The 22,446-nt window shown below is 35.7% G+C and carries 20 protein-coding genes; 8 read left to right on the forward strand and 12 right to left on the reverse strand.

Features of this window, described 5'->3' with window-relative positions:
- Nucleotides 1-108: 108 nt before the first annotated feature.
- Nucleotides 109-798, forward strand: coding sequence for a response regulator transcription factor (locus LUA86_RS02655; RefSeq protein ID WP_231459006.1), 690 nt, complete (start codon nucleotides 109-111; stop codon nucleotides 796-798).
- Between the two features lie 90 nt (nucleotides 799-888).
- Here LUA86_RS02655 and LUA86_RS02660 read toward each other — a convergent pair whose 3' ends face one another.
- From LUA86_RS02660 to LUA86_RS02675, 4 genes are all read right to left on the reverse strand, one after another.
- Complete coding sequence (locus LUA86_RS02660) at nucleotides 889-2,133, reverse strand: metallophosphoesterase (RefSeq protein WP_231459007.1); 1,245 nt, start codon at nucleotides 2,131-2,133, stop codon at nucleotides 889-891.
- Between the two features lie 89 nt (nucleotides 2,134-2,222).
- Nucleotides 2,223-3,710 carry a sigma 54-interacting transcriptional regulator gene (locus LUA86_RS02665; RefSeq protein ID WP_231459008.1) on the reverse strand — a complete coding sequence of 496 codons (1,488 nt, stop codon included), beginning with the start codon at nucleotides 3,708-3,710 and terminating at the stop codon, nucleotides 2,223-2,225.
- Between the two features lie 74 nt (nucleotides 3,711-3,784).
- Entirely contained in the window at nucleotides 3,785-4,882 is a 1,098-nt protein-coding gene (locus tag LUA86_RS02670) for a VWA domain-containing protein (protein WP_231459009.1), read from the reverse strand.
- Between the two features lie 353 nt (nucleotides 4,883-5,235).
- Entirely contained in the window at nucleotides 5,236-6,114 is an 879-nt protein-coding gene (locus tag LUA86_RS02675; RefSeq protein WP_231459010.1) for a carbohydrate kinase, read from the reverse strand.
- An 81-nt stretch (nucleotides 6,115-6,195) separates the two neighbouring features.
- On the opposite strand from LUA86_RS02675, the gene LUA86_RS02680 reads away from it, so the two are divergent.
- Nucleotides 6,196-6,621 carry a DUF4440 domain-containing protein gene (locus LUA86_RS02680; protein ID WP_231459011.1) on the forward strand — a complete coding sequence of 142 codons (426 nt, stop codon included), beginning with the start codon at nucleotides 6,196-6,198 and terminating at the stop codon, nucleotides 6,619-6,621.
- Here LUA86_RS02680 and LUA86_RS02685 read toward each other — a convergent pair.
- From LUA86_RS02685 to hemW, 7 genes are all read right to left on the reverse strand, one after another.
- Complete coding sequence (locus tag LUA86_RS02685; RefSeq protein ID WP_231459012.1) at nucleotides 6,618-7,883, reverse strand: DUF5690 family protein; 1,266 nt, start codon at nucleotides 7,881-7,883, stop codon at nucleotides 6,618-6,620. The two genes, LUA86_RS02680 and LUA86_RS02685, sit on opposite strands and share 4 nt — an antisense overlap.
- A gap of 178 nt (nucleotides 7,884-8,061) precedes the next feature.
- Nucleotides 8,062-8,676, reverse strand: coding sequence for a sugar O-acetyltransferase (locus LUA86_RS02690; RefSeq protein ID WP_231459013.1), 615 nt, complete (start codon nucleotides 8,674-8,676; stop codon nucleotides 8,062-8,064).
- A gap of 172 nt (nucleotides 8,677-8,848) precedes the next feature.
- A complete protein-coding gene (locus LUA86_RS02695) occupies nucleotides 8,849-9,727 on the reverse strand; it encodes a cupin-like domain-containing protein (protein WP_231459014.1) in 879 nt (292 codons plus the stop codon).
- A 127-nt stretch (nucleotides 9,728-9,854) separates the two neighbouring features.
- Nucleotides 9,855-10,640 carry a DUF3050 domain-containing protein gene (locus LUA86_RS02700; RefSeq protein WP_231459015.1) on the reverse strand — a complete coding sequence of 262 codons (786 nt, stop codon included), beginning with the start codon at nucleotides 10,638-10,640 and terminating at the stop codon, nucleotides 9,855-9,857.
- 202 nt (nucleotides 10,641-10,842) lie between these two features.
- The gene (locus LUA86_RS02705) at nucleotides 10,843-11,394 is read right to left on the reverse strand and encodes a fasciclin domain-containing protein (RefSeq protein ID WP_231459016.1); all 552 of its coding nucleotides are present in this window, start codon (nucleotides 11,392-11,394) and stop codon (nucleotides 10,843-10,845) included.
- Nucleotides 11,395-11,717: 323 nt separating this feature from the next.
- Nucleotides 11,718-12,500 (reverse strand): SDR family oxidoreductase, encoded by a 783-nt coding sequence (locus LUA86_RS02710; RefSeq protein WP_231459017.1) that lies wholly within the window; start codon nucleotides 12,498-12,500, stop codon nucleotides 11,718-11,720.
- 119 nt (nucleotides 12,501-12,619) lie between these two features.
- Nucleotides 12,620-13,753, reverse strand: coding sequence for a radical SAM family heme chaperone HemW (gene hemW, locus LUA86_RS02715; protein WP_231459018.1), 1,134 nt, complete (start codon nucleotides 13,751-13,753; stop codon nucleotides 12,620-12,622).
- A 95-nt stretch (nucleotides 13,754-13,848) separates the two neighbouring features.
- Between hemW and LUA86_RS02720 the strand changes: the two genes are divergently transcribed.
- The 6 genes from LUA86_RS02720 (at nucleotide 13,849) to gldN (ending at nucleotide 20,511) form a co-directional block, all read left to right on the forward strand.
- A complete protein-coding gene (locus LUA86_RS02720) occupies nucleotides 13,849-14,826 on the forward strand; it encodes a DUF4271 domain-containing protein (protein WP_231459019.1) in 978 nt (325 codons plus the stop codon).
- 15 nt (nucleotides 14,827-14,841) lie between these two features.
- On the forward strand, nucleotides 14,842-15,612 hold the full coding sequence (locus LUA86_RS02725; protein ID WP_231459020.1) for a uroporphyrinogen-III synthase: 771 nt from the start codon (nucleotides 14,842-14,844) through the stop codon (nucleotides 15,610-15,612).
- A 222-nt stretch (nucleotides 15,613-15,834) separates the two neighbouring features.
- The gene (locus tag LUA86_RS02730) at nucleotides 15,835-17,163 is read left to right on the forward strand and encodes an SUMF1/EgtB/PvdO family nonheme iron enzyme (RefSeq protein ID WP_231459021.1); all 1,329 of its coding nucleotides are present in this window, start codon (nucleotides 15,835-15,837) and stop codon (nucleotides 17,161-17,163) included.
- Between the two features lie 49 nt (nucleotides 17,164-17,212).
- The gene (gene gldL, locus LUA86_RS02735; RefSeq protein WP_231459022.1) at nucleotides 17,213-18,022 is read left to right on the forward strand and encodes a gliding motility protein GldL; all 810 of its coding nucleotides are present in this window, start codon (nucleotides 17,213-17,215) and stop codon (nucleotides 18,020-18,022) included.
- Nucleotides 18,023-18,062: 40 nt separating this feature from the next.
- The gene (gldM, locus tag LUA86_RS02740) at nucleotides 18,063-19,598 is read left to right on the forward strand and encodes a gliding motility protein GldM (RefSeq protein ID WP_231459023.1); all 1,536 of its coding nucleotides are present in this window, start codon (nucleotides 18,063-18,065) and stop codon (nucleotides 19,596-19,598) included.
- A gap of 7 nt (nucleotides 19,599-19,605) precedes the next feature.
- Nucleotides 19,606-20,511: a gliding motility protein GldN gene (gene gldN, locus LUA86_RS02745; RefSeq protein ID WP_231459024.1), complete on the forward strand. Its 906-nt coding sequence runs from the start codon at nucleotides 19,606-19,608 to the stop codon at nucleotides 20,509-20,511.
- Between the two features lie 123 nt (nucleotides 20,512-20,634).
- On the opposite strand, the gene uvrC is transcribed toward gldN, so the two are convergent.
- Nucleotides 20,635-22,437, reverse strand: coding sequence for an excinuclease ABC subunit UvrC (gene uvrC, locus LUA86_RS02750; protein WP_231459025.1), 1,803 nt, complete (start codon nucleotides 22,435-22,437; stop codon nucleotides 20,635-20,637).
- Between the last annotated feature and the right edge of the window lie 9 nt (nucleotides 22,438-22,446).

The raw sequence follows: 22,446 nt of genomic DNA on the forward strand, positions 1-22,446 counted from the left end.
CGCTAAATAGATTTAAAAATTGAAATATTGTAATGTTAGAATGATTAATTTGCGTTTACAAAATTTAACCTTTCAACACTTTAATATTACAACCCTAAACACACATAAATGTCTAAAGAAGTAAAAATATTAATTGTAGAGGATGATGAAAACCTTCGTTTTCTTGTGGCACATCGCTTAAAGGCCGAAGGCTATAACGTTCTTGAAGCAAACGATGGCGAAGCTGGTGAACGCATGATTTTAGCAGACCAACCTGATATTGTTTTATTAGATTGGATGATGCCTGGTAAACAAGGTGCTGAAGTTTGTGAATCGGTGCGTAAGCAAGGTTTTGAAAATCTCATTATTATGATGACCGCCAAAGCGCAGGATGTAGATAAGATTGATGCTTATAATTTTGGTGCATCAGATTACATTACGAAGCCTTTTAATATGGATGTTTTGGTTGCCATGCTGGAAAGCAAAGTTAAATTCATCGTTAATAAAGATTCGGCAGAAATTCATCGTTTTGGCAGCATGGAGCATCATCCAAATATCCATACTTTATTTAGAGATGGAAAAAAGATAGAGCTTACCATTTTAGAGAATCGTATTTTGCTTTACTTTTTACGCAATCCTGGTAAGGTAATAAACAGAGATGAGTTAATGCTTGTAGTTTGGGGTTACAACTCCGACGTAAATACACGTACACTTGATATGCATATCGTACGTTTACGTAAGAAAATAGAATTAAATCCTGATAATCCGCAGTTGTTGCAAACAGTGCGTGGTGTTGGCTATCGCTTTAATGCAGGGTAGGTTTCTCCTTTCATCATTGCAAAGCATGAAGCAATCTCTCTTCTTTTAGATTGCTTCGTGCCTTACAACTACAGGAATTTCTAATCTTCTTTAAGCTCTTTTTAGCGTGAAAAGCGTAATCTCTGGCAAAACGCCAACTCTGCCCGGATAACCTAAAAAGCCATAACCAACATTAACATAAAGCTGTTGTTGTTGCTCGCGATATAAACCTGCCCATTCTTTATAAATATATTGAACCGGGCTCCATTGATATTCTTTTAAGCGAACACCAAATTGCATTCCATGGGTGTGCCCGCTAAACATTGCATCTATTTGAGGATATTTTTGTAAAACTTCGCCACGCCAATGAGACGGATCGTGACTTAGCAGAAGTTTAACCGGTAAATCATCTGTATTTTCTACAGCAAGTTCCATCTTACCATATTTAGGAAAACGACCCATTCCCCAGTTTTCTATGCCTAAAATCCCAATTTCTTCACCATCTACTTTTAAGCGACGATTTTCGTTCATCAATAAATCGTAACCCATTATTTTGTGGACATCAATAATATCTTTCAGGTTTTTTACTTTGGCCGGTGATGATTCTTTACCGAAATAATAGTCGCCATAATCATGATTACCAAGCGTTGAGTAAACACCTAAAGGCGCTTTAACTTTTGCGAAAATATCTTGATATTCTTTAACCTCATTGGTTAAGTTGTTAACCAAATCTCCGGTAAAAAAAACAAAATCTGGCTTTTCGGCTAATAACATTTCTACACCACCTTTAACTGCTGTTTTATTATAAAAACTGCCAGAGTGAATGTCTGAAATTTGTGCCATCGTTATACCATCAAATGCTTTTGGAAGATTGGGTAAGATTAAGTTTACCCTTCTTACCTGATAATCATAAGCGCCAGAAATAATGCCCCAGCTTAATGATGTTAGTGGAACTGCAGCCGCGACCAGACCAGCTTTTACTAAAAATTCTGAACGTGAAATAGGCTCAGCCTCGCTGATAGGCTGGTCTGCAATTATTTGTTTCTTAGGGAATATTTTGATGAATAATCTTCTAACATCATCAAAAATTAAAAAAGGAAGCATAGCCAATTTACAGGCTACGGTTAAAAAGAAAGCAACTAAAATAACTGCTCTCAGTGTTAAAAATAAATTAAGGTATATTCCAGCGAAAACGCCGGCAATTAATAAAATGCTAAAGCTCCAATATAAAATTCCAAATATTTTTTTAGTTGATGGTTTCCAATTTTTGAAAACCGCAACAATTGCCCGGTAGCAGTAAATATCAAAAACTGTAATTAGAATGCAAGCTGCAATTATAAAAGGTAATCTGCCCATGTTGGGTTATCGGGTTAAATTAAAAAGCTTTGAAAAATCTCTCCCCATTAAAGAAATATTTTTCAAAGCTAACAATGCATAATTAATTATTATCTGAAATCGTCTTCGTCTTCTTCCTCGTCAAATTCAGCGTTGAATAAACTGCCGAACATATCTGAGAACCCAAAACCTCCGTTAAGAAAGTTTTTGCTTAACTGCGAATATTCTGCCAAACCATGCAATACAAATTCCATTAAAAGTAATGTCTGGTTTTCACTTAATTTTATATGGAATTTTTTAACTAAGTCATAAAGTCCGGGTACCAACATCAAAGCTTTTTTGTATTGATTGTTGCTTAAAACATCAGTTAAATCAACGTTGTTTCCATCGGTAAACCATTCAGTAATTTCGGTATATGGGTTGCCTGTTTTTGTTTTCTTGGCTTTTTCCGGATCTGGAAAATAGCGGGCAAACATGGTTTTTACTGCCTTTCCAATCAATGTGGTAGCCACATGTGCCGGACCTTCCAATTCGCCCTCGTAAACTAATTCTATCTTACCGGTTATTGCCGGGATAATTCCAGCTAAATCTGATAAACGAACAAAAGTGTTTTTCTCTCCAGAGATTAACATTCTACGTTCAGCAGTGCTGATTAAATTCTCGTAAGCCGAAATGGTTAGCCTTGCAGAAACACCAGATTTTTGATCGATATATTCACTTTTACGAGCCTCGAAAGCAATCTGTTCTACTAAATCTTTAAGTAAACCATCTGCTTCAATATTTTCTTTTTGCTCTTTTGTAAGCTTAGCTTCCTGAAAAGTAATTTTACGAGAAACCTCGATGCTTTTTGGGTAATGCGTTAAAATCTGACTTTCAATTCTATCTTTCAATGGCGTTACAATGCTGCCACGGTTGGTGTAATCTTCTGGGTTTGCCGTAAAAACGAATTGAATATCCAATGGTAAGCGTAGCTTAAATCCACGGATTTGAATATCCTTTTCTTGCAACATGTTAAACAAAGCAACCTGAATACGGGCTTGCAAATCTGGCAATTCATTAATAACAAAAATGCTTCGGTGTGCACGTGGAATTAATCCGAAATGGATAACTCGCTCATCGTTATACGTTAACTTCAAGGTAGCGGCTTTTATCGGGTCAACATCCCCAATTAAATCGGCAACGGTTACATCTGGCGTAGCCAATTTTTCAGTATATCTTTCGCTTCTGTGCAGCCACGCAATTTCGGTTTCATCACCTTTGGTTGCAATTTCATTTTTTGCATACCACGAAATTGGATTCAACGGATCATCGAAAATTTCGCTTCCTGCAACATAAGGTACATACTCATCTAATAAATTTACCATTAAACGGGCAATACGCGTTTTTGCTTGTCCGCGTAAACCTAAAAGTAAAATATTGTGGCGAGATAGTATGGCCGTTTGCAATTCGGGGATTACGGTTTCATCATAACCGATAATGCCTTCAAATTCAGTTTTTTTATCTTTCAGAACTTTAATCAGATTTTCTCTGAGTTCTTCTTTAACGCTTCTTGATTTATAATTTGTTGCCTTTAACTGGCCTAAAGTTGTGTTTTGCATATAATTGTGTTGCGTGTTATGGGCTATGTGTTAAAAGGTTAGACATTTAAACCCTTTAACTTTCAACCTTTAACTTATTTAACCGTTTTCCTTCTGTTTTTAATATAATCTTCAAAAATGTATTCACCTAATCCGTTAAGTGAACTATAAAAAGCCCTGCCGCCGTTTATTTCGGTAAACTGACGAACAAATTGTTGCAGATAAGGGTCTTTTGCAATCATAAAGGTTGTAATTGGGATTTTTAAACGCTTGCATTGAGCGGCCATATTCAAGGTTTTGTTAATTACCTTTCTATCCAAACCCATACTATTTTTGTAATATTTACCATTTTCTTTTAAACAGGTTGGTTTTCCGTCTGTAATCATGAAAATTTGTTTGTTGTGCGTTTTTCGCCGGCGAAGTAAATCTGTTGCCAGTTCTAAACCTGCAAAGGTATTGGTATGGTACGGGCCAACTTGCAGATAGGGCAAATCTTTAACGGTTATTGGCCAGGCATCATTACCAAAAACAACAATATCCAAAGTATCTTTTGGGTATTTGGTTTTAATCAGCTCGGCTAAAGCCATAGCCACTTTTTTTGCAGGTGTAATTCTATCTTCGCCATACAAAATCATCGAATGCGAGATATCAATCATCAACACGGTAGATGTTAGCGTTTTAAAATCCTTTTCTTCAACTTCTAAATCTCTGTCTGTTAAAGTGAAATCGCCAATACCATGATTAATTTGTGCATTTTGGATAGAAGCCGTCATATCAATCTGGTCTAAACTGTCGCCAAAATTATACTCTCTTCTATCAGCATTTTTTTCCTCGCCTATGCCGCTTTGGTTGCTATTGTGGTTACCGCGACCAGACTTTTTAAGTTTTCCAAAAATCTCATCTAAAGCAGATTTTCGAATGGTTTGTTCGGTTTTGGCTGTAATTTTAAATTCACCAGATTGATTATCCTCAGTTAAATAACCCTTATCTTTCAGGTCATCGATAAAATTCCCGATGCCGTAATCATTGTTTGTTAATTTATATTGTTTATCAAGTTCATTTAGCCAGCTTAGTGCCTCAGCGGCATCACCGGCAGTATAATTTAGCAATTCGCTAAATAATTTAAGCAACTCCTCAAACCCACCTTTTGGCGTTTCGCCAGGCTTATAATCAGAAAAACGGAAACCTCTCATGTGCTTTTAGTAACAGATTACTAAAGGTAAAAGTTTCAACGTGTATTAATTTAAGCGTGGTGTCATAATTTAGTTATGAGTCATAGCAGAAATTGGTTATGGAGAAAATTCAAAATAATAAGGACGTTCCCCAATGCCGATGAAAAACCGGGAAAGGGTCGGGCTTTCCAGGGCTTCGCTTCGCTGCGGTACCGATGAAAAATCGGTACTAAACCTTTCCTGCCTACCGAAGGCAGGCAATCCCTAACGCAAAACCCAGCGTATTAAATCAGAATACAGTAATAATGGAGATTGCAAATTGGTTCGGTTTTACTTTCTGTATTAGACTGAGTTTTGTGGCAAAAAATCTGTGGCTAACCTAAAGCCATGTGGTAAATCTTTTTATTGTACTCTGGGTTTGCACCAGGCTGCGATGCCACGAAAGCACCAACTTTACAAGCATTATCTAAAATTGTTTCCATTGGGTAGGCTTGCAGGTAACACGCTACAAAAGTTGCTAAAAATGCATCGCCTGCACCAACTGTATCTGCCACCTTAACTTTGTAGCCGGCATGCTTAAATAATTTACCATCTTTTAAAACGCATGCGCCTTTATCGCCAAGCGTAAGGCAAATAATTTCGATGCTAAAAGTAGATGCCAGCTGTTTCAGTAGCTGTTCGTTTGAATTGCCTGTTAAGCCAAAAGCTTCTTTTACCCAAACAATTTCCTCTTCGTTTATTTTTAAAATATCTGCTTTGGTTAATAATTGTCCAATCAGTTCCTTTTCAAAAAATGGTGCCCGCAGGTTAATATCGAATATTTTTGTTTTAGCAACCTCCAGCAATGAAAGTACCGTTTTTCTTGATGTTTCATCCCGGCAGGTTAAGCTACAGTAAACAAAAGCATCAGCATTTTGCACTGCGTTCAATACATCAAAGGTAAGTTGAATGGCATCCCAGGCCACTGGTTTTACAATATTATAAGTGGCTTGTTGCGTTTCATCAAGTTTAACTTCTACGGTACTGGTTGGCAAATTACTGGTTTGAATTAAATCTGTTGGAAAGTGCTGATTACTTAAAAAATTTATTAGTTCTTCCCCAAGTTGATCTTTACCGATGGCACTTATAAATTTGCTTTCAATGCCTTGTTTATGCAAATTTAAAGCTACATTCATCGAAGAACCACCTGCATTTCTTCTTTCCGGGAAAACATCCCATAAAATTTCACCAATAGATGTTACTGTTTTGCTCATAGATATTACTTTGTATAAAGAAACAAATTTCTATAGCTTTTAAATGAAATAAAACGCATATTTATTTTTTAATTTACAATCATGCGTATTCGAATCATTCTCTTCCTGTTATCAATTTCTTTGTTTGCCCAGGCGCAAACGCCAAAAGACAAAACGGCCATTTTAAAAGTTTTAGAAACCCAACGATTGGCCTGGAACAAAGGCGACCTTGAAACTTTTATGCAGGGTTATGTAAAAAGTGATAGCCTGCTTTTTGTTGGTAGCAGCGGATCAACTTATGGCTGGCAAAAAACTTTAGATAATTACCGAAAAACTTATCAAGGCAAAGAAGGGATGGGCCAGTTAACTTTTGGCATTAAAAAAGTAGATTTTTTAAATAAAGATGTGGCATTTGTTTTAGGTAGCTGGTATTTGAAACGAGAAAAAGATGAACCTCAAGGTTATTTTACGCTACTTTTTAAAAAGCTTAATGGAGAGTGGAAAATTTTTGTAGACCACTCGAGCTAAGCAACTGCCTTGATTTTTTTAAACTTCGATTTAAAGTATTGAAGCGAAAAAATAGTAAGTAAAATTCCAATTACCGATAAAATAATTACGCTATTGGAGAAAAACGTTACCCAGTTTAATTTTACTTTCAGAATTTCTTTGCTGAATAAAACACCTATACTGCCTACGTAACCGAAAGAATCGGCAATGTAAATTAAAAATCCTACGTTGCTGGTGTACTTAAAAGTAGAAATCAATCTATCAAAAAATACCGCATTAAAAGGTATGTAAACCATGTAAAGCCCCAATCCGGTTAGTGTCATCCACCAAATTGGCGGCAACATTTGGGCTTTAAAAAGTAAACTAAAAGTACCAGCGAATAAAAACCCAATTAAAATAAAGTAATGCGCCAACTGTAAAGCCTTAAAGTTGTTTTTAATCAGCACCATGCTGCCAATTAATATCAAAACAATTAATGTTATTGGTGTTTCAGTTTTGGCGAATATGGAAGGCTGATTAAAAAAGCCCATCTCTTTCCACATTTCGGCGCTGAAATTATCTCTGATATCTCTAAAAATGGTAGCGAAACAATAAATAATTACGCAGGCCAGTAATCCCCAGAAAAAATCTTTAATAAATAACTTTCTATCGGCGCTGGTCATTGGAATGCGTTCTGCCCTGTGTTTTATGTCTTCAGCATCAGGTGGTGGAATTTTTTCCATCAGATAGATAAAGAACATTAGCGGCATCGCAAAAACCAAACCCGTGTAAAAGGGTATCAAAAATTCAGAAATATTAAAGCTTAAGCTTAGCCACAAGCCAACAGATTTTACAAAACCAGATGCAAAAATAAAACTCACGGCTAAGGTTGCGCCTATAAAATCGGTACTTCGCCTACCCTCAACATAAGAAAATACAACGCCCCAAAGCATACCTAACGGAAAACCGTTTACAAAAAGAAAAATTACGTTGTATGGAATTGGCGTAATGGCAAAAAACAGCCAGCTTAACCACGAGATACCGGTTAACACAATAATAATTTTGCCGCGTCCGGTTCTTTTTAATTCTGAAATAAACTTTATGCCATAAAATTTGGCCAGCAAATAACCAAGCATTTGCGTAATAACCAACACGGTTTTGTAGCCGTAACCCGCAATGGTTAAACCATCAAAAGTTGCAACCGTAAACGATTTCCGAAAACCAAAAATCATGGTATAAGCTAAAAAAACCACAACAGCTGCGTATAAACCGGTTTTAAATTGCTGATTGTTTTTCAAAGCCATATTTGAAGATAGCCTATTTTTTTAGAAAAGCAATGTTGTCACTTTTGGCAATTTCAGCCCTTCTTTACACTATATCTTTTCGCTACGCTCAAAGGATGCCGTTTCAATAAGGTTTAAATAACAACCTTCTGCAATTCTTCTGAAACTTTGCATCCCTCAGGGCTAATCTAAAACAGCTTTATTCACCTAATTTAAAATCTTTGTAGTAGTAATCTTTATCAGCATCTGTTAAATGGCGAATAACGCGGCAAGGATTTCCGGCAGCGAAAACATTATCGGGTATATCACGGGTAACAATACTTCCTGAGCCGATAACCACGTTCGAGCCAATGGTAACACCAGGATTTATCACCACGTTTCCACCAATCCAAACGCTGTTGCCTATGGTTACTTCTTGTGCCCATTCATATTCCTGATCGCGTAAGTGTGCATGTATAGGGTGCCCGGCTGTGTAAATGGCAACGTTTGGAGCAATAAAAACGCTATTGCCAATACTAACTTTAGCGCAATCTAAAACCACCAGGTTAAAGTTTGCATAAAAGTTATCGCCAATTTCGATATTGTAACCATAATCGCAGCGAAATGGTGGCTCTACGTAAAACATTTTTTCTGTTTTGCCAAATAACCGCTTTAGTAACTCTTTTCTTTGCTTTATAAATTTTGGCGCCAGGTTGTTAAACTCGTGAACAATTTCTCTGGCTTTTAATCTTTCTTGAGCTAATTCAGTTCCACCGGCTTGGTAAGCTTTACCGGCAAGCATTTTTTGTTTTTCAGTCAGTATTTCGTTTTCCATCTATCGAAGATAAAAAAGTTTATGAATTGCACCAATTCGACTTAATATCATGACAGCAAACTCACGTAATGTTAAAATTTCCAAAATAAAAAAACGGGGCAATCGAATAATCGACTGCCCCGCTGAAATTGCTTTCCCCAAACCGATTAAACGGTTTAAATTGTATTTTATTTTATGGTTTTCCTTTTGCTAATGCATTTTCTGCAATAACCACAGCTTTTTTCTCTCTCCAATGTGCATATTTCTCTTTAAAAGCCATTTTAATCAAGCTATCTACGGCGCCATGTCTAAACAAACTCCACACACTTGCAACTTTACGAGAGATAGATTGATCCCAGGCACGAAGGCTTAATGAGAAAGAGCCATCAACATATTTCATCCAGTGCCACATACCGGTTGGCATAAATAAAGTATCACCATGCTCTAAAAATACTTCGTAGCCTTCTACACCTTTTAAAGCCGGGAATTTCTCAAAATCCGGATTATCTACCTTGTAATCTTCTAAGGCATAAGTTGCATTTGGCAGGCAGTATAATCTATCTTTCCATTTATAATCAAAAAGGATAATGTGTTTTCTACCACCAAAATGGGTATGGAAAATATGAGGTAAATCAATATCGTAATGTAAAAACGTTACCGAGTTTGAACCACCAAAAAACATCGCAGGCATACTTTCTATAAATCCTCCCATTAAATCTTTGGGTATTTTTATATCGTTAATTAAGCTTGGTACTTTTTTAAACAAGTTGAAAAAGAAAATGCGAAGTTCTGTAGGTTCGCGTTTTATCAAATCCAAGTAATCGCCAAATTTCATGTGTGCCGTGGCGGCATTGATAGGTTTTGATGGATCGGCTTTAGAATTATCATACAATGGCACTTCTAAATCACCCCCAATTTCCTTTAAATATTCAGTTGTCCATTTTTCTCTTGCGGGCCAATCTTTAGTAAGGCCTCTAATTACCAAAGGACGTTTAGTTTTCAGATAATTCTTCTTAAATTCCTCTGGTGTGATATTCTCAACAATATCTACAGGTTTTAAAATGAAACTCATGGGCTTAAAATCGGCTGTTTATACCGAATAACAAATGTGTGAATTTTATTTAATAATTTTGTTACGAACCTTCATTTGTGACGAAAATCACTTATTTCTATCTTAACAATTTTTTAATAATTAATTGTTACGCCACAACTTTCTGTTTAATTATTTCATTGTATGCTGCATCCCACAAATCAATACGACTTTGCAGTGCCAGTTTTGCAGTTTGTTCTGCTTCTGCCCAAAAAGTTTCGTTTTGCTCGCAAAGTTTCTCCGTCATAGATAATGCTAAGTGGCTATGGTGGTCGCCATCTACTTCAATATGTCGCTCCAGGTAATATTTAAAAGTAGAAACATGCTCTGGCTTTGTACTATTTAAATCGTTAACCATACTAAAAAACATATTTGGTATTAAATCCTCTCTGCCAAAAGTAAAACTTGCCGCCTGCAAATGTGCTTTATTGTTGTTAATGGTTTCAAAAGTTGCCTTCACAAAATTTCTTGCTGCAGCTGGCACCTGTGCAAGTTCAAAAGCCATATCAAAATCTCTCCCGTTTTGTAAAGAAGTTAAGAAGTTTTTTATCGATTTTATATTTGCACCGCACTGCTCCATCGCATCTATATACATTTCAAAGTGGCTTTTTATGTTTCCATTTGCATCAACATCGCTTTCTTCGCCTGCAACAATCTCGTTTATCAACTGGCGTGAAACAGCATCGCCAACCGGAAACCAAGGTAGTGTTGTACAGGTTAAATTTATTTGTAGCGATTTAAGTAACGACATAAAATCCCATACGGCGTAAATATGGTGTTCCATAAAAACTTGCAAATCTTCTAATTCACTAATTTCGCTGTAAACTTTATGGTTAATAATTTGCTGCCTTAACGGCTCAATATTTTGCTGAATTTTTAAAATGTTGGGATTCATTGTTGTCTATTTTAATAATCAAATGTTTAAGCGCAGCTGATTATTCTATTGAGCAGTAAAATTATGTACATAATCATCATCAATAGTAAAATATTAAAAAACCTGAAATAAGGCTGACAATTAACATTAATGCTGATTAATAAACACAAAAAAACGCTTCTACCTAAGTAGAAACGTTTAAGTTATAGTATCAGGACGTGAATTATTTTGGCATCAAAACAGTGTCAACAACGTGGATAACACCATTTTTCTGATTAACATCGGCAATAGTTACGGTGCTCATTCCACCTTTTTCATCTTTCAAAATAAGCTTTTTACCTTCCATCCAAGCCCAAAGTTTACCGCCTTGTACAGTAGTAAGCTCTGCTTTACCACCACCAGCTTTAATTGCTGCAGCAATTGCTTTACTATTCATTTTACCGGCAACAACATGGTAAGTTAAAATTTTTGTAAGTGTAGCTTTGTTTTCTGGTTTAACTAAATTATCAACTGTTCCTGCAGGTAATTTATCAAAAGCTGCATTGGTTGGTGCAAATACGGTGAATGGTCCGGCACTTTTTAAAGTTTCTACCAAGCCTGCTGCTTTAACCGCTGCAACTAGAGTTGTGTGGTCTTTTGAGTTTACCGCGTTATCAACAATATCTTTAGTTGCATACATTGCTGCACCACCAACCATTGGGTTTTTTTGAGCGTAAACCTGACTTGTAAATGCCATTGTAACAACAGCAATTGCAGATAAAATTAATTTTTTCATTATTTCTAATTTTTAAGTTTTTGTTATTTGATTCCATTTACGATAGCATACCGATGCTTGGATTTTAATAAGTAGAAATCTTTATGTAAATTATTGATAATGAAGGGTTTTATTTTTATTTTGAAAGATACTGAAGATGTATTTTTGAATGTTAGTCCGCCTTTTCGCTAAATCTTTTTTGCCGCAACACTTAACTTAGAAATACTATTTATTAAAGTGCTCAGGAAACTTTTTATTTTAATCAAAGGCAAAAAAGTATACCGCCTCAATACGGTTTATTTTACGCGGGTTTTTGCTAATATTTAAGTTGCTATTGCAAAGGGTTAAGTAACTTTTGCCTCCCTAACTTTTTTCGAAAATATTTTAGGGAAAAAGCGCTTAAGTAAAACTGCTTTGGTTTCTTTACCACCAATGTTAACTTCTTCCTTTTTGGCCGAAACTGCTTTTACAATTTCTTTTGCACAATCCTCTGCACTCATTCCATTCGCTTGTGCATCATCCATTGTTCCTTGCGTTTTGCCGCTTGCCGTTAGCGCATTTACAGAAACATTTGTTTTAATAAATCCGGGGCAAACAATTGTGATGTCTATATTTTTATCATAAACTTCTGAGCGTAAAGAATCAAAATAGCCGTGTAATGCATGTTTTGATGCCGAATATGCAGAACGTAATTTGGTGCCAAATTTACCAACCAAGCTACTTACTACAACAATTTGTCCGCCACCGTTTGCTATCATATTTTTAACAACACTTTTACTTAAAACGGCTGTACCCCAAAAATTTGTAGCCATAATTTGCTGTTCCGTTTCTGTATTTGTTTCTAAAGCCAAACTCCGCTGACTAACACCTCCGGAGTTGATAAGCAGATCAATTTTTCCGAAAATTTTGATGGCATCTTCAGCCTTTTGTTCTAAAATTTCGGTTTCACTTAAATCGAAAGGTAAAACATGTACATTAAAAGAATTTTGGCAGTTTCCTTTAACTCTAAATAATTCATCACGGTTTCGGGCAGAAATAATGAGCTTGTGGCCGGCTTTAAAATATTCGTAAACTAAAGCTTCGCCAATGCCTGATGAAGCGCCTGTAATCCATACAATTTTAGACATAGGTTTTATTTAAGTTAATGATTGAATTATAAATTATTGATTGATAGAATGAATAAGTGATGAGTTGGAGCATCCATAGATTTGGATATTGATACATTAAAAATTCAATCCTTCAAACTTCACTCATTCTCAATTATAAATAATTCTGATGCAATATAATCAGCAAAAAGCTTTCCGTTTTCGCTCAATTTTATGGTGTTATTTTCAATATTTAGCCAATCTTTATTTTCAAAACGGCGTAAATTATGCTTGGTTTCTTCAAGAAAATCTTTACCAAAATCTGTTTCAATTTTTTGCAAGTCGGTTCCCCAAATTGTCCTCAATGAAGTCATTATGTATTCGTTAAATCTATCATTTAAACTTAATTCTTCAACAACCTCTGGTAGTTTATTGCTTTGAAGGCGCTCTATGTATAAAGCATTATTTGCCGGATTCATATATCGGTTTCTGCCATCAAAACCATGTGCCGATGGGCCAATTCCAATATAATCTACACCTTTCCAATAATTGGTATTATGAATGGCATAAGCATGGGGTTTTGCAAAATTTGATATTTCATAATGCTCAAAACCTGCATTTTTCAGTTTTTCCATCAGTATTACAAACTGCGATGCACTTTGATTGTCATTTACCGGGCTTTGCTGTTTCATTTTTATGGCATGCGCTAAGGCTGTTCTAGGCTCAACCGTTAAAGCGTATGCAGATACGTGAGGGACACTCAGCTCTATAGCTTTTTGAATGTTTATTTCCCATTTATCATCAGTTAAAAGCGGAAAACCATAAATTAAATCTAATGTTAGGTTCTCAAACCCTGCATCCTGACTTCTTTTGATGCAATTTTCTGCTTCATCTGCGTTATGTGCCCGGTTCATCCAAACTAAATCCTCATTAAAAAATGACTGAACGCCAACGCTAAAGCGATTTACAGGTAACTGTTTTAGTTCCTTTAACTTTTGAGCTGTCAAATCATCAGGGTTGGTTTCGATAGTAATTTCAGCATCAGCGCTAACAGAATAAGTTTGATTTATCGCATCAAAGATTTTTTGCAATGCCGCTTGAGATAGGATAGAAGGTGTTCCTCCACCAATATAAATACTTCCAACCTGTCCGTTTATTCTATCTTTTTTAAATTTGATTTCTTTGCATAAACTTTCAACCATTTCATCGGCATACTTTAGCGATGTACTAAAATGAAAATCGCAATAGTTGCAAGCCTTTTTGCAGAATGGAATGTGAATATATATACCTGACATTGGCGCAAAGATACATCATATAATAAATCCATTTATTTTCTTTAGGTAAACAATGATTAAACAGCTATTTTTGCAGCAACAACTCTTACTATTAAATGCTTAAACACATTCTAATCCTTTTTACATTAATTTTTTGTGCAGATTTTGCCTTTGCACAGCAAATTTCACCCGTAAAGGATAGTGTTTCAGTAGCTAAATATAGTTATAGAAGATATAGAGTTGATTCTGCAACTTTAGCAAAACAAAAGTTTGTAACGGATTCTATCATTCGCCATACGTGGGTATTAGCAGATAGTGCCATAAATAAAAATGCCTTAATTGATAGCGTTCAAAAAGAATATCTGTTTCCAACCCTTGATTTACGTGCCTGGCAACTTAAATACAAAGATTTTAAGAAAAAGGAAAATCCATACCAATTAGGTAAATCTATACCAAAAGGAAATGTTTATCTTCTTGGTTTTATATTTATCATGTTAGTTGTGTTTGCTATTTTGAAGAATGCTTTTTCAAAACAACTATCGGCAATAGTACAGTCTTTTTTTAGTAATCGTATTTTAAACAACATCAATAAGGAAGATAACTTATTTAGTTCCTGGCCCTTTTTACTTTTATTTATACAATTCGGATTCATTTTAGGAATGTTTTTCTTTCTCGTTGCACAGTATTATAATATGTATCAGGCAATGGATGGTTTTAAATTTTTCTTCTCTATATCTCTGATAATTATTGTTTTTTATGCCTTAAAACTTTTGATTTTAAGATTCTTAGGTTTTCTGTTTAACATGCAGAAACCAGTAGGAGAGTACATTTCTATATTATATTTAAGTTATTTTAATGCTTCATTATTGTTTATTCCTCTAGTTGTAGCATTTGCCTTATCGCCTTTGAAATATGGCGCCATATACATCGGGATTGCCATTCTCCTGCTGGTAATTATATTTGCTTTTCAGCTACTTAGGGCGGGTATCACCATACTCTCAAATAATAAGTTTTCTAAAATGCATTTATTTTTGTACTTTTGCGCCCTCGAAATATGTCCTATTTTAATACTAATTAAAACGATAGGGCTGTAGCAGAAATAAAGGAAAATGCAAGAAAACAACGACTCTAGAATCCGTAAAGTAAAAAGTATTTTAGTTACTCTACCGAAACCTGAAACTGAAAAATCTCCTTACTATGATTTGGCTAAAAAGCATAATTTAAAAGTCGATTTTAGGTCCTTTATTCACGTTGAAGGCGTGCCTGCAAGAGATTTCAGAAAGGATAAGATTAACCTTGCGGATTTTACAGCTGTAATTTTCACAAGCAGGAATGCCGCAGATCATTTTTTCAGAATTTGTGAAGAAATGCGTTATGATGTTCCTGCCGAACTTAAATATTTCTGCTTATCTGAAACAATTGCTTTATATCTTCAAAAGTACATCCAATACCGTAAACGTAAAATCTTTTTTGGTAAGCAAACTGCTGCAGATTTAGCAGAAGTTTTAAAAAAGCATGCTAACGAGAAATTTTTGTATCCTTGTTCTGATGTAGCAACTGAAGATACGATGAAATTTCTGGAGAAAAGCGGTTATGATTTTACACCTGCTGTTTTATTTAGAACTGTGGTGAGCGACCTATCTGACCTTGCTGAGGTTTTTTATGACGTAATTGCATTTTTTAGCCCATCTAGTATTCAATCCCTATTCAAAAATTTTCCCAACTTTAAACAGAACAATACCCGTATTGCCGCGTTTGGAGTAAATACGAGCAAAGCTGTAACCGATATGGGTTTAGTTGTTGATATTGCTGCGCCAACTCCTGGAGTACCTTCAATGACAATGGCCATTGAGAATTACATCAAAGTTTCGAATAAATAAAAAATAATCCCTATATTTTTTTAATTAGTAATAATAAACCGCAACTTTTTGAGTTATAGCAGGATAACGTCTTGTTTGTAACGGAAATATTAGGTCTGAGACGTTTGAAAAACTGTTCTTATACCCATATTAATGAGGTTTCGTGTAAATTTCTTGCTTTTATTATTTATTTAAATGATTTTTGATACAATTCCTAATTGTGTTTTTACACTATAAAAAAATATGAAGAAAATTTACCTTCTGTCTATATTGGCTGTGACAGTATTGCTTGCTAGCTGTGGTCATGGTGGCCAAGGTGAGCTTGTTGGCTCTTACAACCGTAAATTTAAGAATCAAAGAATTCCATTAGGTATGGTTTATATTCCACCAGGGCATACACCACTTGGTGGTTCTGATGAGGATATTACCTTCTCTCAAGCCGGACCAAGCAGAATGACTACCATTCCTGCTTTCTTTATGGATCAAACTGAAATTTCTAATGCTGAGTATCGCCAATTTACTAAATGGGTTCGCGATTCGATTGCTATTGTTGCAATGGGTTATCCGCAACAATATATGATGACTCAAAAAGGTGCAGCAGCTAATGCATTGGGCGGTGAAAAATATATTGATTGGAAAAAGGTCGGTAATGGCTCGGGCATTTGGAGCGGTAAAGGGAAAGGTGCGAATGCTGCTAATGCAAGTCAGCTGGATAATATGTACTATTCTGGCTTAGATGCTTTACCAGGTAAAAAGGAAATTGATGTTCGCAAACTTGAATACGCTTACGGCATATTAAATTTTGATAAAGCTGCTATTGGACATAAAGATCCTAACAGCAAGCGTCAGGATTATATTGATAGGTATACCATTGCGGTTTATCCGGATACAATGGTTTGGAAAACAGATTATTCATATTCGCAAAACGATCCAATGGTTAGAGGTTATTTTAACCATCCATCTTATGACGATTATCCGGTTACAGGTGTTAGCTGGGAGCAAACACAAGCTTTTGCACATTGGCGTACACAATTATACCAAGGCGTAGCTTCTGCCAGAAAGATGCCTGCTAATGCAAGAGCAGATTACAGGTTGCCATCAGAATCTGAATTTGAATATGCAGCAAGGGGTGGTAATACAAAAACTAAATATCCATGGGGCGGTCCATACATCAGAAATACTAAAGGATGCTTACAGGCTAACTTTAAACCTGGTCGTGGAGATTACTCTAGCGATGGTGGTATTTATACAGTCGGTGTTCGTTCTTATTTCCCTAATGATTACGGTTTGTATAATATGGCTGGTAATGTGGCCGAGTGGACACAAACCGCTTATAACAAATCAGCGGCGCCACTTTTACATGATTTAAGCCCTAACTTTACTTATGTTGCCGGAAAAGAAGATAGCAAATATTTAAAACGTAAAGTGGTTAAAGGTGGATCATGGAAAGATACAGGCTATTTCTTACAGAATGCGGTATCAACTTATGAATATCAAGACCAACAAAGATCTTACATAGGTTTCAGATGTGTATCATCATTATATGGTACAGATTTAAGAAATCGTAACTAACAATTCAAACAAACTAAAAACTAAAGAAAAACATTTTAAGAAATTTTTTATGGCAGCAAAGAAACAACCAAGTTGGTTACACGTAGCGATTTCATGGGGAGCAAGTGTTGTAATTATCGGAGCATTATTTAAAATATTGCACCTGGGCGGAATATTGGGTAACTATATGATTGGTGCAGGCTTAGGTATTGAGGCTTTATTGTTCTTTTTAACCGGATTTTTCCCGCCAGAACCAGAACCAGCATGGGAAAGAGTTTATCCGGAATTGAGGGAAGATTTTAAAGGAGAGTTGCCTGTTGCTTCAGCTAGACCACAAGCGGTAGCAGTTTCTGCTCCAACGTCAGCAGCTTTAGATAAAATGTTAGCTGATGCAAAGGTTGGTCCTGAATTAATTGAAAGCTTAGGTAACGGTTTACGCACATTTGGCGATAAAGTAGCGGCTATTTCAAATGTAGCTGATGCTTCTACTGCAACAAACGAATTTACAAGTAAAGTAAAAACTGCTTCTGCAGGATTTGATAATTTAAGCGTTTCTTTTGAAAAGGCTACCGCTAATTTAAAAGCTATGGGCGATAATAGTGTTAATGCTCAGGCTTATCACGATCAGGTTAACAACTTAGCTAAAAACTTATCTGCTTTAAACGCAGTTTACGAATTAGAGTTACAAGATTCTTCTGCACACTTAAAATCGATGAACAAATTCTATTCAAACTTATCACTTACCATGCAAAACTTTAACGAATCGATGGAAGATTCGAAACAGTTTAAAGAAGAAGTAAATAAGTTGGCTAAGAACTTATCATCACTTAATGCCATTTATGGTAACATGCTTTCGGCTATGAACAGCCCAAGAGTTTAATTATTTTAATTTTAACTTAATTAGAAAAGCTACATAAGAAATGGCAGGCGGAAAAGAAACAACGAGGCAGCGGATGATCAATATCATGTATTTGGTATTGTTGGCTATGCTTGCCCTTAACGTATCAGACACAATATTAGATGCCTTCAAAAACATCAACGATAGTTTAGATACTTCAAAAAATAATGTTAATACAAGTATTGAACAACTTTTTTCATCTTTCGAAAATTCAAAATTAAAGGAAGAACCAGCAAGAGCGCAACCTATTTATGATAAAGCTAAACAGGCAAAAGCAGCGGCTGATGATTTGAACAATTACATCGAAAGTATTAAGAAGAAATTTACAGTTGCCGGCGATGGTATAAATCCCGAAACTGGTGATTTAACCAACAGAGATAATCAGGATATTTCTCCAAGTATCATGATAAATCAAAAAGAAGGCGCAAAACTTAAGGATAAAATTAATGCAACCCGCGAGAAATTAATTTCTTTGCTCGATGCACAGGATAGAGCCTCGGTTACGTTTTCTTTAGAGGCTAAAGATCCGGCTAGAAAAAGAAAAGGAAACTGGGAAGAAACACTTTTTGGTGAAGGTACGCCATTAACTGCTGCAATGACCATTTTAACTAAACTTCAAACAGATACTAAAAACGCTGAAGCTGAAGTGGTAAAAAAGTTATTCGGAAATATGGATAAGGCTATTGTTAACATTGATAAGTTTGCGGCTGTTGCAGTTGCGCCAACTTCTTATGTTATTCAAGGTCAGCCCTACACTGCAGAGGTATTTTTAACTGCAAGCGATTCAAGATCGAACCCTGATATTAGCGTTGGTGGCGGTAAGCTGAATGTAAAAGAAGGTAAGGGAACTTACACTGGTGGTACTGGTAGTGTAGGTGTTTTCAAGTGGGTTGGAACAATCCGTGTGCGCCAAACTGATGGTCAGATTAAAGAATACAAAACACCTGAACAAACATATCAGGTTGCAAAACCTTCTGCAAGCGTTTCATCAGATAAAATGAATGTAATTTATGCAGGTATTCCGAATCCGTTCTCTGTATCTGCTGCAGGTTTTCCATTAGAAAGTGTTAATGCTAGTGCATCAGGTGCATCTATGAGTAAAGTTGGTGCTGGTAAGTATAACGTACTTGCAAGTGGTTCGCTGGTTGGTTCAGAAGTTTCAATAAATGTTACCGCATCAAATGCAGGTAAAACGGTAAGCTTAGGCTCTCAAAAATTTAGAGTTAAAGCTATTCCTGCTCCAATTGCAAAAGTTGGTGGTAGAATTGGTGGAGATGTTTCTTCAGTACAATTAAAAAGTGAAACAGAAATTGAAGCAGATTTGGATGATTTCCCATTTGATGTTTCTTTTAAAATTTTAAGATATAAAATAACAGTAATTAAACCACGCTCTGAAGCGGTTACGATAGCAGGTAGCGGCGGTAATTTTGCTGGTGCTGTTAAAAGTGCGATGAATGCAATAACACCGGGCTCAAAAGTTTTCTTTGATGATATTGTATCTCAGGGACCAGATGGCCGTCAGAAAATTTTGCCTTCGGTTTCATTTAACGTTAAATAATAAAACGATGAAAAGGATTATAAGCTTTGCGGTTTTAGTTTTATCAACAGGTTTAGTTTACGCTCAAACGCCTTTAAAGAAAAAGGCGCCGGTGCAGCAATCAACGAGTAATGTTGTTACTCCTGTAGATTCAACCAAAAAAGTTTCAGTTAAAAAGAAACTTAAGGTGCCACCAAAAGATGGTTTCTATGCCCGTAAAGATATTGATAGTACGGAAATGGTACCTTTTGCAGATGTGCGTGAAGAGGATGTTTTTTATGCAAAACGTATCTGGAGAGAGATTGATTTAAGAGATACGGTGAATTCAGTTTTAAAATCACCTAAATCTAGATTAATTGATGTTTTAATTGCTTCAATCAAGGCAGAAGAATTAACAGCCTATGCGCCAATTGATAGTGTTTTAAACGAAGATGATGCCTTTCATATGCCTTTAAGTGCAGATTCTGCTGCAAGAAATGCGCTTGGAACATCAGAGGTTTCTAACAATAAAACAGGTACAGTAACTACTGTTGTTAATGATTTCAATCCTGAATCATTCTTAAAGTTTAGAGTTAAAGAGGATTGGATTTTTGATACAAAACGCGGAATTTTCGAACCTCGTATTGTTGGTATAGCGCCTTTAAAATTCAATGAAATTTCTAAAGTTTGGCAGCCGGTATTTTGGGTAAGTTACGATGAGTTAAGACCGATTATCGCTCACAAACGATTGATAAATACCAATAACGATGCATCAACCTTGAGTTTCGATGATTTTTTTATCCGCAGATTATTTAGCAGTTATATTGTTAAAGAATCTAACCCGGGTGATAATAAACTGAGGGATATTATTTCAGACCCAAGAGAAAGATTGATGGAATCTGAAAGAATTAAAAAAGCTGTTCTTGATTACGAGCAAGGACTTTGGGAATACTAAAAAAGCAAAAGGCTTCGACTCAACATCGAAGCCTTTTTTTTGGCCTATTCTTATTGCAAGGCATGAACAATCTTAAATATGGTTACTTCTTGCCTTTTCGCTATTGATAAAATTTAAGGTGCTTTACGCTTCCTTAAAATATTCTAAAAGTGTTACCGTTTGTTTTTTGTTCAAAACTTCCGAAAGTTCTTTCTCTGTAGCTTCTCGTATCTTCTTTACAGATTTGAAATGCTTCAGTAATTTATTAGCGGTAGTTTTTCCAATGCCTTCAATTTGATCCAGTTCTGTCTTTAATGTGCCTTGATCGCGTTTTTTTCTGTGGAAGGTAATTCCAAAACGGTGGGCTTCATCTCGTAACTGTTGAATAATTTTCAGAGTTTCAGATTTTTTATCCAAATAAAGCGGATATGAATCGCCGGGATAAAATAACTCTTCTAATCTTTTAGCAATGCCAATAACAGTAACCTTGTTGTAAATACCCAAGTTTTTTAAACTTTTAACTGCCGATGATAGCTGCCCTTTACCACCGTCAATAATGATAAGTTGAGGTAGAGGCTGGTCTTCTTCTAACATGCGTCTATAGCGCCTAAAAACGGCTTCTTCCATGGTTGCAAAATCATTCGGACCTTCAACGGTTTTAACATTAAAGTGGCGGTAATCTTTTTTAGAAGGTTTTGCATCTTTAAAAACCACAATTGCCGAAACCGGATACTTACCTTGAAAGTTAGAGTTATCAAAACATTCTATATGACGAGGTAATTGCGTTAAACGCAAATCCTTTTGCATTGTGGTTAAAATGCGATCAACCCTTAAATCTGGGTTAAGTTTTTCGTATTGATTTAATTTTTCCTTTTTAAAGAATAGTACGTTTTTTTGAGAAAGTTCGAGTAGTTTCTTTTTCTCACCTAATTTCGGAACGGTGAATTTTAGATTATCATCTTCTAAAGAAAGCTCAAAGGGTACAATAATTTCTTTAGATGTACTGTTAAATTTGGTTCTAAAATCTAGCATCGCTAATGTTAAAATCTCATCATCACTTTCATCCAATTGTTTTTTAACCTCTATGGTTTGCGTTTGAATGATTGTACCATTCATCACTTTTAGGTAATTCACAAAAGCATAACGCTCATCCGATGCAATACTCACTACATCAACATTGGTTATAGCGCTATTAACAACCGTAGATTTACTTTGGTATTTTTCTAATACTTCTAATCTTCTGGCGTATTGATGTGCCTGTTCAAAGTTTAATTCTTCTGATGCTTTTTTTATTACACCTTTAACATCGCGGATAACATTACCGATTTTACCGTTTAAAATTTCTTTAATCTCGCCAATATTTTTATCATAGTCGGCTTCACTTTGTAATGCCTGGCAAGGTCCTTTACAGTTTCCAATCTGATACTCCAGGCAAACTTTAAACTTTCCTTCAGCAATATTTTTCTCGTTTAAAGGTAAATTACAGGTACGTAAAGTGTAGGTTTCCTTAATTAAGTCGAGTATGGTATGCATCATACCAATCGAGCCATAAGGTCCAAAATAAGTTGAACCGTCTTTTATAACTTTTCTGGTCCAATATATACGAGGGAAGTGCTCATTTTTTACAATTATCCAGGGGTAGGTTTTATCGTCCTTTAAGTTAATATTAAACTTTGGCTGATGCTTTTTAATTAAGCTATTTTCGAGTAACCAGGCATCAATTTCTGTATCAACAATGGTAAAAGTTATCTTCCTGATGCGAGAAACCAGCACTCTAGTTTTACCGTTAAACTGGCTTTTATCGGTATTAAAGTAAGATCCAACGCGATTTCTTAAATCTTTGGCCTTGCCAATATACATCAGCTTCCCTTCAGCATCCCAGTATTGATACACCCCAGGTTTGTGGGGTATTGCCGTTAGTGCTGTTTTATGGTCGAAACTGCTCATTAATATTTT

The organism is Pedobacter sp. Leaf132 (genome assembly GCF_920984695.1).
Lineage (GTDB): Bacteria > Bacteroidota > Bacteroidia > Sphingobacteriales > Sphingobacteriaceae > Pedobacter.